The 15,651-nt window shown below is 67.0% G+C and carries 14 protein-coding genes; 9 read left to right on the top strand and 5 right to left on the bottom strand.

Annotated elements, in window-relative coordinates; translation table 11 throughout:
- The first annotated feature begins 16 nt into the window (after window positions 1-16).
- The 6 genes from lpxD (at window position 17) to RPB_RS14175 (ending at window position 5,236) form a co-directional block, all read left to right on the top strand.
- Complete coding sequence (gene lpxD / locus RPB_RS14200; RefSeq protein ID WP_011441706.1) at window positions 17-1,096, top strand: UDP-3-O-(3-hydroxymyristoyl)glucosamine N-acyltransferase; 1,080 nt, start codon at window positions 17-19, stop codon at window positions 1,094-1,096.
- A complete protein-coding gene (gene fabZ, locus RPB_RS14195) occupies window positions 1,096-1,551 on the top strand; it encodes a 3-hydroxyacyl-ACP dehydratase FabZ (RefSeq protein WP_011441705.1) in 456 nt (151 codons plus the stop codon). Before lpxD ends, fabZ begins: the two co-directional genes overlap by 1 nt.
- A 10-nt stretch (window positions 1,552-1,561) precedes the next feature.
- On the top strand, window positions 1,562-2,404 hold the full coding sequence (gene lpxA, locus RPB_RS14190; RefSeq protein ID WP_011441704.1) for an acyl-ACP--UDP-N-acetylglucosamine O-acyltransferase: 843 nt from the start codon (window positions 1,562-1,564) through the stop codon (window positions 2,402-2,404).
- An 18-nt stretch (window positions 2,405-2,422) separates the two neighbouring features.
- Window positions 2,423-3,280, top strand: coding sequence for an LpxI family protein (locus RPB_RS14185; RefSeq protein ID WP_011441703.1), 858 nt, complete (start codon window positions 2,423-2,425; stop codon window positions 3,278-3,280).
- Window positions 3,277-4,458: a lipid-A-disaccharide synthase gene (gene lpxB, locus RPB_RS14180; protein ID WP_011441702.1), complete on the top strand. Its 1,182-nt coding sequence runs from the start codon at window positions 3,277-3,279 to the stop codon at window positions 4,456-4,458. Before RPB_RS14185 ends, lpxB begins: the two co-directional genes overlap by 4 nt.
- 133 nt (window positions 4,459-4,591) lie before the next feature.
- Entirely contained in the window at window positions 4,592-5,236 is a 645-nt protein-coding gene (locus RPB_RS14175; RefSeq protein WP_041798730.1) for a nucleoside deaminase, read from the top strand.
- A 93-nt stretch (window positions 5,237-5,329) separates the two neighbouring features.
- Here RPB_RS14175 and gltA read toward each other — a convergent pair whose 3' ends face one another.
- Both gltA and gltX read right to left on the bottom strand, forming a co-directional pair.
- Complete coding sequence (gene gltA / locus RPB_RS14170; protein WP_011441700.1) at window positions 5,330-6,634, bottom strand: citrate synthase; 1,305 nt, start codon at window positions 6,632-6,634, stop codon at window positions 5,330-5,332.
- A 150-nt stretch (window positions 6,635-6,784) separates the two neighbouring features.
- Window positions 6,785-8,206, bottom strand: coding sequence for a glutamate--tRNA ligase (gene gltX, locus RPB_RS14165; protein WP_011441699.1), 1,422 nt, complete (start codon window positions 8,204-8,206; stop codon window positions 6,785-6,787).
- A gap of 157 nt (window positions 8,207-8,363) precedes the next feature.
- Between gltX and RPB_RS14160 the strand changes: the two genes are divergently transcribed.
- Window positions 8,364-10,049, top strand: a complete 1,686-nt coding sequence (locus RPB_RS14160; protein ID WP_011441698.1) for a glutamine--tRNA ligase/YqeY domain fusion protein — start codon at window positions 8,364-8,366, stop codon at window positions 10,047-10,049.
- A 77-nt stretch (window positions 10,050-10,126) separates the two neighbouring features.
- Window positions 10,127-12,421, top strand: coding sequence for a ComEC/Rec2 family competence protein (locus tag RPB_RS14155; RefSeq protein ID WP_011441697.1), 2,295 nt, complete (start codon window positions 10,127-10,129; stop codon window positions 12,419-12,421).
- 41 nt (window positions 12,422-12,462) lie between these two features.
- Here the strand turns inward: RPB_RS14155 and lexA are convergent, their stop codons facing one another.
- Complete coding sequence (gene lexA / locus RPB_RS14150; RefSeq protein WP_011441696.1) at window positions 12,463-13,167, bottom strand: transcriptional repressor LexA; 705 nt, start codon at window positions 13,165-13,167, stop codon at window positions 12,463-12,465.
- A 174-nt stretch (window positions 13,168-13,341) separates the two neighbouring features.
- Window positions 13,342-14,553, bottom strand: a complete 1,212-nt coding sequence (locus RPB_RS14145; protein WP_011441695.1) for a molybdopterin molybdotransferase MoeA — start codon at window positions 14,551-14,553, stop codon at window positions 13,342-13,344.
- Window positions 14,554-14,784: 231 nt separating this feature from the next.
- Between RPB_RS14145 and RPB_RS14140 the strand changes: the two genes are divergently transcribed.
- On the top strand, window positions 14,785-15,135 hold the full coding sequence (locus tag RPB_RS14140) for a hypothetical protein (protein WP_011441694.1): 351 nt from the start codon (window positions 14,785-14,787) through the stop codon (window positions 15,133-15,135).
- A 9-nt stretch (window positions 15,136-15,144) separates the two neighbouring features.
- Here the strand turns inward: RPB_RS14140 and RPB_RS14135 are convergent, their stop codons facing one another.
- Window positions 15,145-15,639, bottom strand: coding sequence for an acyl-CoA thioesterase (locus RPB_RS14135; RefSeq protein WP_011441693.1), 495 nt, complete (start codon window positions 15,637-15,639; stop codon window positions 15,145-15,147).
- Window positions 15,640-15,651 lie beyond the last annotated feature (12 nt).

Here is a 15,651-nt window from a genome sequence, read left to right as displayed (position 1 = left end):
GGACTGCGACCGCAGGATGACCTCGACTTTGTTCTTCAAACCGCGTCCTTCGTCGACGTTGGCTGAAATCGCCGCGTTGACGAAGGCTGAGCTGGTCGACCCGTCCCAGGGCGACCGCGTTATTTCCGGAATCGCCTCGCTCGACGAGGCGGGACCGATGCATCTCGGCTTCTTCGAGAACATCAAATACGTCGCGGAACTGGAGCAGACCCACGCCGGGGCCTGCCTGGTGACGCAACGGTATGAGACCCGCGTGCCGCCACATGTGGCCGTGCTGCGGGTGAAGAGCCCGGTTCAGGCGTTCGTGGCCTATGCGCGGCACATCCACGAAGATGCGATGCGGCCGATGTCGGGCTTCGGAGGCACCGGCATTGCTCCCTCGGCGGTCATCCATCCCAGCGCCCGGCTCGAGGACGGGGTGATTGTCGATCCACTGGCGGTGATCGGTCCTGATGTGGAGATCGGCGCAGGCAGCGTGATCGGGGCGGGTGCCGTGATCGCAAGCGGCGTCAAGATCGGTCGCGACTGCAATGTCGGCGCCAACACCACGATCCAGTTCTCGCTGATCGGCAACAACGTTCTGATTCACCCCGGCTGTCACATCGGGCAGGACGGCTTCCGCTTCATCTTCGCCCGGACCCATCAAAAGGTGCCGCAGGTCGGGCGGGTGATCATCCAGAACGATGTCGAGATCGGCTCCGGTACCACCGTCGATCGGGGCGGCCTGCGCGATACGGTGATCGGCGAGGGCACCAAGATCGACAATCAGGTGCAGGTCGGCCACAACGTAACAATTGGTCGACATTGTGTCATCGCGGCGCAATGCGGCCTTGCCGGCAGCCTGACGCTGGGCGACAACGTCGCGCTGGGCGCCAAGGTCGGCATCAACAACCACGTCATGATCGGCGACGGTGCGCAGATCACCGCGATGAGCGCGGTCAAGGACAGCGTCCCGGCCGGCGAGCGCTGGGGTGGCTACTTCGCGAAGCCGACCAAGCAATGGTTCCGGGAAATCATCGCGGTCGAGCGGTTGATGCGGGGTGGTGCGGGCGCGGCGCCGAAGGCCGACGACGGAAAAGACGAGGACCGGGGCTGATGGAATCGCCGATACGTTTCGCGGATGTGGACATCAACACCATCCTCAAGACCCTCCCGCACCGTTTTCCGTTTCTGCTGATCGATCGCGTCAAGAACATCCGCGAAGATCACAGCGGCATCGGCGTCAAGAACGTGACCTTCAACGAGCCGGCATTTCAGGGGCACTTTCCGGAGCGGCCGGTGTTTCCCGGCGTGCTGATGATCGAAGGCATGGCACAGACCGCCGGCGTCATCGGCATCATGTCGGTGACCGGCACGGAGAAGCCGCGTGCGGTGTATTTTCTCACCATCGACAAGTGCAAGTTCCGCAAGCCGGTGTTGCCGGGCGACACGATCGAATATCATATGAAGAGCATCGGCCGCCGCAAGACCATGTGGTGGTTCCACGGCGATGCGATCGTCGACGGCCAGACCGTCGCGGAAGCCGACGTCGGCGCAATGCTGACCGATTGAACCGGATTTCATGAGCAGAATCGACCCAACCGCGCGAGTTGAAGACGGCGCCGTGATCGGCGACGAGGTATCGATCGGGCCGTTCTGCACTGTCGGTCCGAATGTCAGCATCGGCGCCGGCACCCGGCTGATCAGCCACGTCAACCTCACCGGCCACACCACCATCGGCGAGAGCTGCACGATCCACCCGTTCGCCTCGCTCGGCGGCGCACCGCAATCGACCGGCTACAAGGGTGAGCCGACGCAGCTCTTGATCGGCAGCGGCTGCACCATCCGCGAGAACGTGACGATGAACACCGGCACGGTCGGCGGCGGCGGCGTCACCCGTGTCGGCGACCGCGGCTTCTTCATGGCGGCGAGCCATGTCGGCCACGACTGCATCGTCGGCAACGACGTGATCTTCGCCAATGCGGCGACGCTCGGCGGGCATTGCGAGATCGGCGATTTTACCTTCATCGGCGGCATGACGGTGTTGCAGCAATTCACCCGCGTCGGCGCCCAGGTCATGCTCGGCGGCATCAGCGGCGTGCGCGACGACGTCATTCCCTACGCGCTCGCCGCCGGCATCTATGCGAAGCTCTCGGGGTTGAATATCGTCGGCATGCGCCGGCGCAAATTCACCAGGGAGCGGCTCAACCTTGTTCGCTCGTTCTTCAACGACCTGTTCTACAGCGAGGGCGCGCTCGCCGAACGGCTCGAACGGGTGCGACCGCGCACCGTCGAGGATCCCGCCATCGCCGAGATCGTCGCCTTCATCGACGACGGCAAGCGCCTCGGCCGGCGTCGCCGGCCGCTGTGCTCGGTGGCGGAGGGAGCTCGCGCCGACGACGACAACGCTGAGACCGACGCCTAGGCTGGCGGCGGCCGCGCCATGACCGGTCCCGTCCCGCAGATCGACTCGCCTGTCGGTGTCATCGCCGGCGGAGGTGTGTTGCCGTTCGCGGTCGCGGACGCGTTGCAGACACGGACAATCACGCCGCTGCTGATCGGCCTGCGCGGCTTTTGCGATCCGAACGAGATCGCGCGATTTCGCCATCACTGGATCTCGATCGGCCAGTTCGGCCGGTTGAAGCGGTTGCTGCGCACCGAGCATTGCCGCGACGTCGTGTTCATCGGCTCGCTGATCCGGCCGGCGCTGACGTCGGTTCGGCTCGACTGGGGCGCGTTCCGCGTGCTGCCGCGCGTGATGGCCGCGTATCGCGGCGGCGACGATCATTTGCTCACCAGCATCGGCCGGATCTTCGAGGGCGAGGGCTTTCGCCTCCGCGGCGTCAAGGACGTCGCGCCGGAACTGCTGATGCCGCCAGGCGAACTGACCAAGGCCGCCCCCGATACTCGGCATCGCGCCGATATCGCCAAAGGACAGGCGGTGCTGGCGGCGCTGAGCCCGTTCGACATCGGCCAGGCCGTGATCGTGATCGAGGGCCATGTCGTGGCGGTCGAGGATATCGGCGGCACCGACGCGCTGCTGGCCAATCTGGCGCGGCTGCGCGGGCAGGGCAGGATCGCCGCCAAGCCCGGCCGCGGCGTCCTGGTGAAGGCGCCCAAGACCGGCCAGGACCTGCGCTTCGACCTGCCGACGCTCGGCCCGCGCACCATCGAGGGCGTCGCCGCCGCCGGCCTCGCGGGCGTCGCCGTGGCCGCCGGCAATACGCTGGTGGCCGAACCGCAGGCGATGATCGCGGCCGCCGACAAGGCGGGTCTGTTCGTCACCGGTGTGCCGGCGTGAGGGCTGCGAACGCCACAACGGGCGCGGTGCGCCGATTGTTTCTGATCGCCACGGAGGAATCCGGCGACAGGCTCGGCGCGGCGCTGATGCAGGCGCTGAAAACGCGGCTCGGCGACGGCGTCGTGTTCGAAGGCGTCGGCGGGCGGGCGATGGCGGAGCAGGGGCTGGTCTCGCTGTTTCCCATCGAGGAATTGTCGATCATGGGGATCTCCGCCGTGGTCCGGCGATTGCCCTCGATCCTGCGCCGGATCCGCAGCACGGCGGACGCGGTGCTCGGCGCCAAGCCCGACATGCTGATCATCATCGATAGCCCGGACTTCACGCACCGCGTCGCACGACGGGTCCGCGTGCGCGATCCGTCGATCGCGATCGTCAACTACGTGTCGCCGACGGTCTGGGCGTGGCGGCCGGGCCGCGCTCGCGCGATGCGCCGCTATGTCGATCACGTGCTGGCGCTGCTGCCGTTCGAGCCGGAAGAATATCGCAGGCTGCGCGGCCCCCCCTGCACCTATGTGGGCCATCCGCTGACCGAGCAGATCGCCCATCTGCGCCCGAGTCCGGCCGAGCAGGCGCGGCGCGACGCCGAACCGCCCGTGCTGGTGGTGCTGCCGGGCAGCCGGCGCAGCGAGATCCATCATCTGATGGCGGTGTTCGGCGAAACGCTGGGGCGGCTGCAGGCCGAGCAGGGCGATCTCGAATTGATCCTGCCGACCGTTCCGCATCTGCGCGACGCCGTCGAGGCGGGCGTGCGCGACTGGCCGGTGCAGCCGAGGATCGTGGTCGGCGACGCCGACAAGAAGGCGGCGTTCCGGATCGCGCGTGCGGCGTTCGCCAAGTCCGGTACCGTGACGCTGGAACTGGCGCTGGCGCATGTGCCGATGGTCGCGGTCTACAAGGCCGGCGCGATGGAGGCCTGGATCGGCAAGCGGGTGATCCGCTCGGCCTCGGTGATCCTCGCCAATCTCGTGGTCGGCGAGAACGTCATCCCGGAATTCATCCAGGAGGATTGCGTCCCGGACAGACTGGTGCCGGCGCTGCGCGAGGTGCTGGCCGACACGCCGATGCGGGCGCGCCAGCTCGAAGGCTTCGGGCGGATCGACGACATCATGTCGACCGGCGCGCAGACGCCGAGCGGGCGTGCGGCCGATATTGTCCTGAACGTCCTTCGCAAACATTGAGACACGCGACCCGGTGCTGCGGGCGCGCTGTTGCAATCAATTCTCAATCAATGGGAACTAGCCTGCGGAAGCATTGAGCTTCCGGCCGCGTGGATCGGAGCGGATGCGCATTGTCGCAACGGAGCTCGCCTGCATGACCAAATCATCGATCCAAGCTGCGTCGTCGCTCGACACGTTGTTCGCATCAGCGACCGTCGTCCACCGCCGGAATTTCCTCACAACCGGCGCTGCGGCATTCGGCGCTGCGATGTTGCCGGCCGGCGCGACGGTTGCGGAGGCCAAGGCGGCGGCGCCTGCTGCGATCACCGAACAGGATCGCCAGCACATGACCCAGGCGATCGCACTGATGCGCAAGGCCGGCGTGGTCGAAAAGACCGGCGGCGCGTTCGGGGCCGTGATCGTGCGCGATGGCGAAGTGCTCGCGGCGACAGGCAACAGCGTGCTGCGCGACAACGACCCGTCGGCGCACGCCGAAGTCAATGCGATCCGCGCCGCGTGCAAGAAGGTCGGCGCGCCGAACCTGCGCGGCGCGACCATGTACACGAGCTGCGAGTGTTGCCCGATGTGCTACGCGACAGCCTATTGGGCGCGGCTCGACCGGATCTTCTTCGCGGCGTCCTGGACCGACTATGCCGATCTGTTCGACGATTCAAACATCGGCGCCGACATGAAGAATCCCTACGCCAAGCGCAAAGTTCGAATCGCTCAGATGATGCGGAGCGATGCGCAGAAGGTTTGGCAGGAATTCCGCACGCTGCCCGATCGCGCGCGTTACTGAAGCTGCGCTCGGGGGGCGTCCGGGCGAGGGCCACAAAGCAAAACGGCGAACCGCCTGGGCGGTTCGCCGTTCCTTCTGAAGACCTTCAGGCGATCAGCCGCGCTTGTCGATCCCGACATATTCGCGTCGCGCCGCGCCGGTGAAGAGCTGCCGCGGGCGGCCGATCTTCTGGTGCGGATCCTCGATCATCTCGCTCCACTGGCTGATCCAGCCGACGGTGCGCGCCACCGCGAACAACACGGTGAACATGTCGGTCGGGAAGCCCATCGCCTTCAGCGTGATGCCCGAATAGAAGTCGACGTTCGGGTACAGCTTGCGATCGATGAAGTACGGATCGCTGAGGGCGATCTTCTCGAGCTCCATCGCCACCTTCAACAGCGGGTCGCCGTGATGGCCGGTTTCGGCCAGCACTTCGTGGCAGACCTGCTGCATGATCTTCGCGCGCGGATCGTAGTTCTTGTAGACGCGATGGCCGAAGCCCATCAGCCGCACCGACGAATTCTTGTCCTTCACCTTGGCGATGAACTCGGGAATGTTGTCGACCGAGCCGATCTCCTTGAGCATCGCCAGCGCCGCTTCGTTGGCGCCGCCATGCGCGGGGCCCCACAGGCAGGCGATGCCGGCCGCGATGCAGGCGAACGGGTTGGCGCCGGAGGAGCCGGCGATCCGCACCGTCGAGGTCGAGGCGTTCTGCTCATGGTCGGCGTGCAGCGTGAAGATCTTGTCGAGCGCCGCCGACAGGACCGGATTGACCTTGTACTCCTCGCACGGCACCGCGAAGCACATATGGATGAAGTTGCCGGCGAAGGAGAGCGAGTTCTTCGGATACACGAACGGCTGGCCGATCGAGTACTTGTAGGCCATCGCCGCCAGCGTCGGGATCTTCGCGATCATCCGCATCGACGCGATCATGCGCTGCTTCGGATCGTTGATGTCGGTGGAGTCGTGATAGAACGCCGCCAGCGCGCCGACCGAGGCGACCATCACCGCCATCGGGTGCGCGTCGCGGCGGAAGCCCTGGAAGAACCGGGCCATCTGCTCGTGCACCATGGTGTGCCGGGTGATGCGCAGGTCGAAATCGTCCTTCTGCGCCTTGGTCGGCAATTCGCCGTACAGCAAGAGATAGCAGGTCTCGAGGAAGTCGCCCTTCTCGGCGAGCTGCTCGATCGGATAACCGCGATATTCGAGAACGCCGGCGTCGCCGTCGATATAGGTGATCTTGGACTGGCAGCTCGCGGTCGAGGTGAAGCCCGGATCGTAGGTGAACATCCCGGTCTGAGCGTACAGCTTGCCGATGTCGACGACATCGGGGCCCACCGTTCCGGTCAGAATGGGAAGATCGTAGCTGTTGTTTCCAACCGTGAGCGTTGCTGTCTTGTTGTTAGTCGTTGCGTCCATCGTGTGGTCCCCGATGTTCGTTGTCGAAACCAGAGGCGGTGCACCCGAAGATGCGAGCGAGACTGGTTGTCCTAAAAGCACACTGGAAAGGCGTAGCTTATTGCAGTGTGCACCGCAAGACGGCCTGTCCCGGGCCGATCCCGGGGCGGGCTACGCGGCCTGATCGGCGAGGCGGGACAGGCACTCCTCGCGGCCCAGCACGGCCAGAACGTCGAAAATCCCCGGTGACGTGGTCCGTCCGGTCAGCGCGACGCGCAGCGGTTGCGCAACCGCGCCGAGCTTGAGCCCGGCCTGTTCCGCGAACGTCCGCATCGCCGCTTCGGTGGTCGCCGCGGTCCACGGCGAGACGTCCTCCAGCGCGGTGCGCAGGCGCCCGATCAGGGCGCGAATGTCGGGCGTCAGCACGGCCTGGCCCTTGGCGTCGATCGCGAGCGGACGGTCGGCGAAGATGAAGCCGGCATTGTCGAGCAGTTCGAGCAGCGTCTTGGCCCGCTCTTTCAGCCCCGGCATCGCCTGCACCAGCTGGGCACGGGTGGTGTCGGTGAGCCGGGCGGCGATCGCCGGTCCCTGCGGGACGTAATGCAGCAGATCCTCCAGCAGGGTCACGAGAGATTGATCGTCGCTCTGGCGGATGTAGTGGCCATTGAGGCTTTCCAGCTTGGCGAAATCGAACCGCGCCGCGGAGCGGCCGATCGCGGCCAGGTCGAACGCATCGATCATTTCCTGCGTGGTAAAGATTTCCTGATCGCCGTGGCTCCAGCCGAGCCGGACCAGATAGTTGCGCAGCGCCGCCGGCAGGTAGCCCATCGCGCGATAGGCGTCGACACCGAGCGCGCCGTGGCGCTTGGAGAGCTTCGAACCGTCGGGGCCGTGGATGAGCGGGATGTGTGCCATTACCGGCAGCTCCCATCCCATCGCGTCGTAGATCTGCTTCTGCCGCGCCGCATTGATGAGATGGTCGTCGCCGCGGATGACGTGGGTGACGTCCATGTCGTGATCGTCGACCACCACAGCGAGCATGTAGGTCGGCGTGCCGTCGCCGCGGAGCAGCACCAGGTCGTCGAGATTTTCGTTCTGCCAGACGACGCGTCCCTGGACCTGATCCTCGATCACGGTCTCGCCGTCGAGCGGCGCCTTGAGCCGGATCGTCGGCTTCATGTCCGCCGGCGCCTCCGACGGATCGCGGTCGCGCCAGCTGCCGTCGTAGAGTTTCGAGCGGCCCTCGGCGCGGGCCTTGTCGCGCATCGCGGTCAGTTCCTCGGCGGTCGCGTAGCAGCGATAGGCCTTGCCGGCCGCCAGCAATTGCTCGGCGACCTCGCGATGCCGCGCGGCCCGGGCGAACTGGTAGACGGTGTCGCCGTCCCATTCGATGCCGAGCCATTTCAGCCCGTCGAGGATGGCGTCGATCGCCGGCTGGGTGGAGCGCTGGCGATCGGTGTCTTCGATTCGCAGCAGCATCTTGCCGCCGAGCTTGCGGGCGTAAAGCCAGTTGAACAAAGCGGTGCGGCCGCCGCCGATATGGAGGAAGCCGGTGGGCGAGGGCGCAAAGCGGGTGACGACGGGTCGGGTCATTCTCAACTGGGATTGGAAGCGCGCCGGAGCGGCGCGGAGGGTGTATAGCAGGATCGGCGCATAACTAAAGTGGTCCGCGCAGCCTTCGGGGGTTGGCGCGGGCCCCCGGATTTGGCAGATACCGCCTCGGGTTCCGATACGGCAGAAAGATCAATTCATGACCACGGCAGACGCAACGACCTCCGAGGCAGGGCGCGACTTCATTCGCGATATCGTCCAGGCCGATCTCGAGGCCGGCCGGCACGCCCAGGTCGTGACCCGGTTCCCGCCTGAGCCGAACGGGTATCTGCATATCGGCCACGCCAAGTCGATCGCGCTGAATTTCGGCATCGCCCAGGAATTCGGCGGCCGCTGCAATTTGCGGTTCGACGACACCAATCCGACCAGGGAAGAGCAGGAATATATCGATTCGATTCAGGCCGACGTGCGCTGGCTCGGCTTCGACTGGGGCGAGCACATGTTCTTCGCCTCGGATTATTTCGACCGGCTCTACGATTGGGCCGAGCTGTTGATCAAGAACGGCGACGCCTATGTCGACGACCAGTCGCAGGATGAAATCCGCGAGGCGCGCGGTACGCTGATGGAGCCCGGCCGGAACAGCCCGTTCCGCGATCGCTCAGTGGAAGACAATCTCGATCTGTTCCGCCGCATGAAGGCCGGCGAGTTTCCGAACGGCGCGCGCGTGCTGCGCGCCAAGATCGACATGGCGTCGGGCAACATCAATCTGCGCGACCCGGTGCTGTACCGCATCCTGCATGCGCATCACCCGCGCACCGGCGACGCCTGGTCGATCTACCCGAGCTACGACTACGCGCACGGCCAGTCGGATGCGATCGAGGGCGTCACGCATTCGATCTGTACACTCGAGTTCGAGGATCACCGGCCGCTGTACGAATGGTTGCTGTCGAAGCTGCCGGTGCCGTCGCAGCCGAAGCAGTACGAGTTCGCGCGGCTCAACATCACCTACACGCTGCTGTCGAAACGTGTGCTGACCGAACTCGTTCGCGGCGGCCATGTCGCCGGCTGGGACGATCCGCGGATGCCGACGATGGCCGGCTTGAAGCGTCGCGGCGTGCCACCGGCGGCGATCCGCGAGTTCGTCAAGCGGATCGGGGTGGCCAAGGCCAACAGCGTGGTCGATGTCGGTATGCTGGAATTCTGCATCCGCGAGGAGCTGAACCGCACCTCGCAGCGCCGGATGGCGGTACTGCGGCCGCTGAAAGTGGTGATCGAGAACTATCCGGAAGGGCAGACCGAAGAGCTCGACGCGATCAACCATCCCGACGATCCCTCCGCCGGCACCCGCAAGATCGCGTTCGGCCGCGAGCTTTATATCGAGCAGGACGATTTCATGGAGAACCCGCCGAAGAAGTTCTTCCGGCTCTCTCCCGGCAACGAAGTCCGGCTGCGCTACGCTTACTTCATCAAGTGCCGCGAGGTGGTGAAGAACGATGCCGGCGAGATCGTCGAGCTGCGCTGCACCTACGATCCCGAAACCCGCGGCGGCAACGCGCCGGACGGCCGCAAGGTCAAGGCGACGATGCACTGGCTGTCGGCGGCACAATCGGTGCCGGCGGAAATCCGGGTCTACAATCAGTTGTTCGCCAATCCGGCGCCGAGTGCGGCGAATTTCACCGCCGACCTCAATCCGCAGTCGCTCGAAGTGCTGACCTGCGCCCGGATCGAGCCGGCGGTCGCGGCCGGCGTTTCGGCCGAGCCGATCCAGTTCGAGCGCCAGGGTTACTTCGTCCGCGACAAGGACTCGACCGCGGACAAGCCGGTGTTCAACCGCACCATCGGGCTGCGTGATACCTTCGCCAAGGAAGTCGGCGGTAAAAGCTGACGCTTCCGCCGGCGATTGTTGCCGGCGATGCTGATCTGCTCCAGTCTTGGCGCCGCGCTGTTTGAGGGGCGGGCGCCGTGGAGCGGGGCGATCGAGCCAGAGCACGGACCAAGGCACGGACCTGGCCGACGCGCGTCGCGTCGCCGGCCGGTGTGCTGGCGCCGTGGGGTGCATCCTTCTGGCCGGCGTTGGTCGAGACACTCCGTCAATGGGTCCGCGCCGAAGCCGGGCCGGGCCGGCTGCTGCCGTTCGTGCCGATCGCGTTCGGCGGCGGGATCGCGCTGTATTTCGCGGCCGACCACGAGCCGGTAGCCTGGGTGGCCTGTCTCGCTGCGGTGGCGTTCGGCGTGGCTGGGTTTCTGTTGCGGCGAAATCGGGCATTTCCGCTCGCGGTGCTGATCACCGCCTTCGCCGCCGGATTCGCCACCGTCGCATTGAAAGCGCAGCGGATCGCGCATCCGGTGCTGGCCAAGCCGGTGCAGGCGGCGACGCTCAAGGGGTTCGTCGAGGCCCGCGAGGAGCGCGAGCGCACCGACCGCTTCGTGCTGCGCGTCACCGAGATGGACACGGCTGGCCGCGCGCCCGCCTTGCATCGCGTGCGGGTGTCGGTGCGCAAGGGCGCTGCGCCTTCTGTCGGCAGCTTCGTGGCGTTGAAGGCGCGGCTGCTGCCGCCGCTGTCGCCGCTGCGGCCGGGCGCTTACGATTTCGGCCGCGATCTGTATTTCCAGGGCATCGCCGCCTCGGGCTTTGTGCTCGGCGCGATCACCACGCAGGACCCGCCGGCCGATGGCGGCTGGCGGTTGCGCTATGCGGCGATCATGCAGGGGTTGCGCGATGCGATCGACGCGCGGATCCGTCTCGCGCTCGACGGCGACCAGCGCGCGATCGCCACCGCGCTGATCACCGGCCGACGCGACGCGATCTCGACGCCGGTCAACGACGCGATGTTCGTCTCCGGGCTCGGCCACGTGCTGTCGATCTCCGGCTATCACATGGCGGTGGTGGCCGGGGTGGTGTTCTTTGCGGTGCGCGCGGCTCTGGCGCTGATCCCGGCGCTGACGGTGACGTTTCCGATCAAGAAGGTCGCGGCTGCCGCGGCGCTCGCCGCCGCTGCGTTCTATCTGCTGCTGTCCGGCGCCGAAGTCGCGACCCAGCGCTCGTTCCTGATGACGGCCGTGGTACTGGTGGCGGTGATGGTCGATCGCCGCGCCATCACGTTTCGCACGTTGGCGATCGCCGCTTTGGTGGTGCTGCTGATCGCGCCGGAAGCGCTGGTGCATCCGAGCTTCCAGATGTCGTTCGCGGCGACGCTGGGGTTGGTCGCATTGGTGCAGATCGGCATGCCGGCGCTGTTCGCGACAGCAGACAGTTCGACGACGGCGCGCGCGGCGCTGTGGGGCGGCCGCGAGATCGCGATGCTGGCGCTGGCGTCGCTGGTCGCGGGGCTCGCGACCACGCCCTATGCGGCCTATCACTTCCACCGCGTCACGCCCTATGGGGTGATCGCCAATCTGCTGGCGATGCCCGTCGTGTCGGTCGTGGTGATGCCGGCGGGCCTGCTCGGGCTGGCGGCAATGCCGTTCGGCCTCGACGGGGTGTTCTGGCGTATCATGGAGATCGGCATCGACTGGATGATCGTGGTGGCGCTGTGGGTGGCGGCGTTGCCGGGCGCAATCGGGCGGATCGCGGCGTTCGGCACCGGGCCGCTGCTGCTGGCGTCGCTCGGCATCGTCCTGCTCGGGCTGTTGCGCACGCCGCTGCGCTATGGCGGGCTGGCATTGCTGGCGTTTGCAACCGGCTGGGCGCTGCTGACGCCGCAACCGGACATCCTGATCGCCGGCGACGGCCGGCAGGTCGCGCTGCGCGGGCCCGATGGCCGGCTGCGGCTGATGCAGAGCGGCGGCGACAGTTTCAGGGTCAAGCAGTGGCTGGCTGCCGACGCCGACCCTCGTGCGGTCGATGCGGCCTCGCTGCGCGAGGGGGTGTCGTGCGACGCCGATGGCTGCGTCGCGGCGCTGGCTGATGGCGGGTTGGTGGCGCTGTCGTTCCGCGCCGATGGCATCGGTGATGATTGCGCGCGCGCAAAATTGGTCATAGCGCTGGCGCAGCCGCCGCCGGACTGCGCGGCGCGTCTGATCAGCACGGAGATGCTCGCGGGCAGCGCCGCGCTGGCGCTGCGGCGACATCCAGCCGGGGACGGCGAATTCGTGACCGAGGCGGTTCGGCCGATAGCGCGCGACCGGCCGTGGTTGCCCGCGCCGGCCGTTGCCGCCGGGGATCCGCCGGGCGTCGCGCCGCCGCAGCGGGCGGGTCCACGTCCCGCACCGGTCGATGCCACGCCGGCGCCGTTGGATCAGCACGACGAGGACTGAGCCCGCGGCGTGACGGCGCGTGGCTCAGTAAGGCGCGTGGCTCAGTATTTGCGATACAGACCGATCAGCTTGCCCTGGATCCGCACCCGGTTGGGCGGCAGGATACGGACCTCGTAGGCGGAATTGGCAGGCTCCAGCGCGATCGATGCGCCGCGGCGGCGGAAGCGCTTCAGCGTCGCTTCCTCCTCGTCGATCAGCGCCACCACGATGTCGCCGGTGTCGGCGCTCTCGTTGCGCTGGATCAGCGCCATGTCGCCGTCGAGGATGCCGGCATCCATCATCGAATCGCCGCGCACTTCGAGCGCGTAGTGCTCGCCGGAACCGAGCATGTCCGGCGGCACGCTGATGGTGTGACTGCGGGTCTGCAGCGCCTCGATCGGCGTGCCGGCGGCGATCCGGCCCATCACCGGCACCGCGACGTTGCGATCGGAGTCGTCTTCGGCATGCTGCGGGCTCGGCGGCCGCACCTTGCCGAGATTGCCTTCGATCACGCTGGGGGTGAAACCGCGGCGAGCGCCGCTATTGCCGCCGAGGTCGGGCAGCTTGATCACCTCGATGGCACGGGCGCGGTTGGGCAGGCGGCGGATGAAGCCACGCTCTTCCAGCGCCGTGATCAGGCGGTGAATGCCCGATTTGGAACGCAGGTCGAGCGCATCCTTCATCTCGTCGAACGAGGGGGGAACGCCGGCTTCTTTCAGCCGCTCGTTGATGAATTTCAGAAGCTCGAATTGTTTACGCGTCAGCATCTCGATCATTCCCCACGTCTGGCGACGATCGCCGTGTCGTCGTGCCGTCCGTTCATCGCGCCATGAAGACAGTCGGGCGAGGCGCAACTACTCGAAACAAATCATGAACGGACACTATATGTTCAGTATGTGTTCCGCAACCTCTTAATTTGAGGTCAACAAATGCGCAGATCGCTATTCCGGAAGCTTAAGGATGAGACATTGCGAGCCAGCCGCGGCCGCCGGCGCGAACGGCGGGCGAACGATCAGCGCCTGCGCTGCAGATAGCCGCGCCAGCAGCGACGAATCCTGGCGGTCGACCGGCGTCGCCAGCCATTGTCCGTCGTCGCGCAGCGCCAGACGGGCGCGCAGATAGTCCTCGCGCTGGTCGTTGGCGGTAAGGGCGGCGCCGAGCAGCGCCGGCTGGCGGCGGTGCATCGATTCGCGGATCCCGCAAAGCGCCCGGATCAGCGGCACCATGAACAGGAAGGCGCAGACATAGGAGGATACCGGATTGCCGGGCAGGCCGATCACCCGCATCGGGCCGAGCCGGCCGTGCATCATCGGCTTGCCCGGCCGCATCGCGATCTTCCAGAACGCAATGTCGGTGCCCTCGGCTTCCAGCGACGACTTGACCAGATCGTGGTCCCCGGCCGAGGCGCCGCCAGTGGTGACCAGCAGGTCGACCCCGAGGTCGCGCGCACGCGCGATCGCCGCGCGGGTGGCCTCGATGGTATCGGCGGCGATGCCGAGGTCGATCACCTCGGCGCCCTCGCTGCGCGCCAAGGCCCGCAGCGCATAGCCGTTGGAATAGACGATCTGGCCGGGGCCGAGTGCCGCGCCCGGCATCACCAGCTCGTCGCCGGTGGCGAGCATGGCGACGCGCGGCCGGCGATGCACCGGCAGCATGGGGTGGTTCATGCCGGCGGCGAGTGCGAGGTCGCGGTCGCTGAGCCGATCGCCCGCGCGCAGCAACACTTCGCCGGCGGTGAAGTCGATCCCGGCGGGGCGGATGTGGCGGCCGGGCCGGGTGGCTTCGGTAACCGTCACCTGATCGCTATCGCGGACCGTGTCTTCCTGGATCACCACGGTATCGGCGCCGTCGGGGATCACGCCGCCGGTGAAGATCCGCAGCGCTTGCCCCGGGCCGATCGATTGCTCGGCCGGCCGACCCGCGGCGATCTCGCCGATTACGGTGAGGCGCGCCGGCGCAACCGCGACATCGGCAGCGCGCACCGCATAGCCGTCCATCGCCGACATCGGCTGCGGCGGCTGCGTCCGCAGCGCCGCCAGGTCGCGCGCCAGCACGCGGCCATGTGCGTCGTCGAGCGCCACCATCTCCTCGGGCAGCCCGGCGGCGCCATCCAGCACGGCGGCAAGGGCATCAGCGACCGGCATCAGCGCCATCGGTTCGCTCCGGGGCTGGCGGCGGACCGATCCGGTCCGGCAAGGCGAGGGTGGCGTGTCATGAAAACGGCTTTAGGTGCCTCGCGACGCTTGCGCAAGATCCTCAGCGTGGTCCGCCGGCCCCGCTGCCGCGTGGTTCAAACGAAATCCTAATTGTGGGAACTGCAGCGCGAGCGGTAGGACGGGAAGGTCGGAGAGGTTTGGGTCCGGCGGACAGCTTGGAGTGCGCAGATGGGCGACGACTTTGCGAAATGGCTGCTGCGGATCGTCGGCGTGATCGGGTTGATTGCGTTCGGAACCACCTATGCGATCCGGCACGACTGGAGTCGCGGCTGGATGCCGTCCGCCAATCCGGATTACGCGCCGCCGCCCGTGAGCGCGCCTGAGACGGCGGCACCCGTCGCGCCGGCTGCTCCGGCCGCGCAGGCAACGGCGCCAGCGGCCCCGCCTGCCGCCGCAACGGCGCCGTCTGCAGCCGCACCGGCTGCCGCCCGCGCCTATGTGCCGTGCCAGCCGATCGGCCGTACCGCTCGGGGCGAACTGGTGTATTCGATGGATTGCCGGACGCCGCCGGCGCAATAGGCCGCGCCGTTACGCGCGATCGGATGCGGCGGCACCGCCGGTGTCATCCTTCGCCAGCACCATCACCGGCAGATACACCTGCGCAAATTCCGGCGGCAGGCGGCGCGGGCGGCCGCTCGATAGTTCGATGCAGACGAGCTGCCAGCGGCCGCGCATCACGGTGGCGCGGTCGCGCAGCCGGATCAACTGGAAGCGGCGCTCCATCAGGAGCTTGCCGTCGCTGCCATAGACCCAGGTGCCGAGCAGCAGTTCGTCGCCCAGATGGCTCGGCAGCAGGTAGTCGTATTCGCCGCGGCGGATCGCCATGGCGCGATCGATCCGCTGCCAGTCGGCGAGCGCCAGACCAAGCGCTTCGGAATGCGCCCAGCCGACGCTGTCGCACCAGCGTACATAGACCGAATTATTGGTGTGGTTGAGGCCGTCGATGTCGGCCTCTCCCGGCACCATTCTCAGCGTGAACGGGTTCGGGTGGTCCCAGTCGAGGTCGGTGGCGTCGCCGGTCATCGCAATTGTCAG

Origin of the sequence: Rhodopseudomonas palustris HaA2, from assembly GCF_000013365.1 — a bacterium.
Taxonomy (GTDB): Bacteria; Pseudomonadota; Alphaproteobacteria; order Rhizobiales; family Xanthobacteraceae; genus Rhodopseudomonas; species Rhodopseudomonas palustris_J.
The sequence above is the reverse complement of the archived record's forward strand: the minus strand, read 5'-3'. Positions and strand labels throughout refer to the sequence as shown.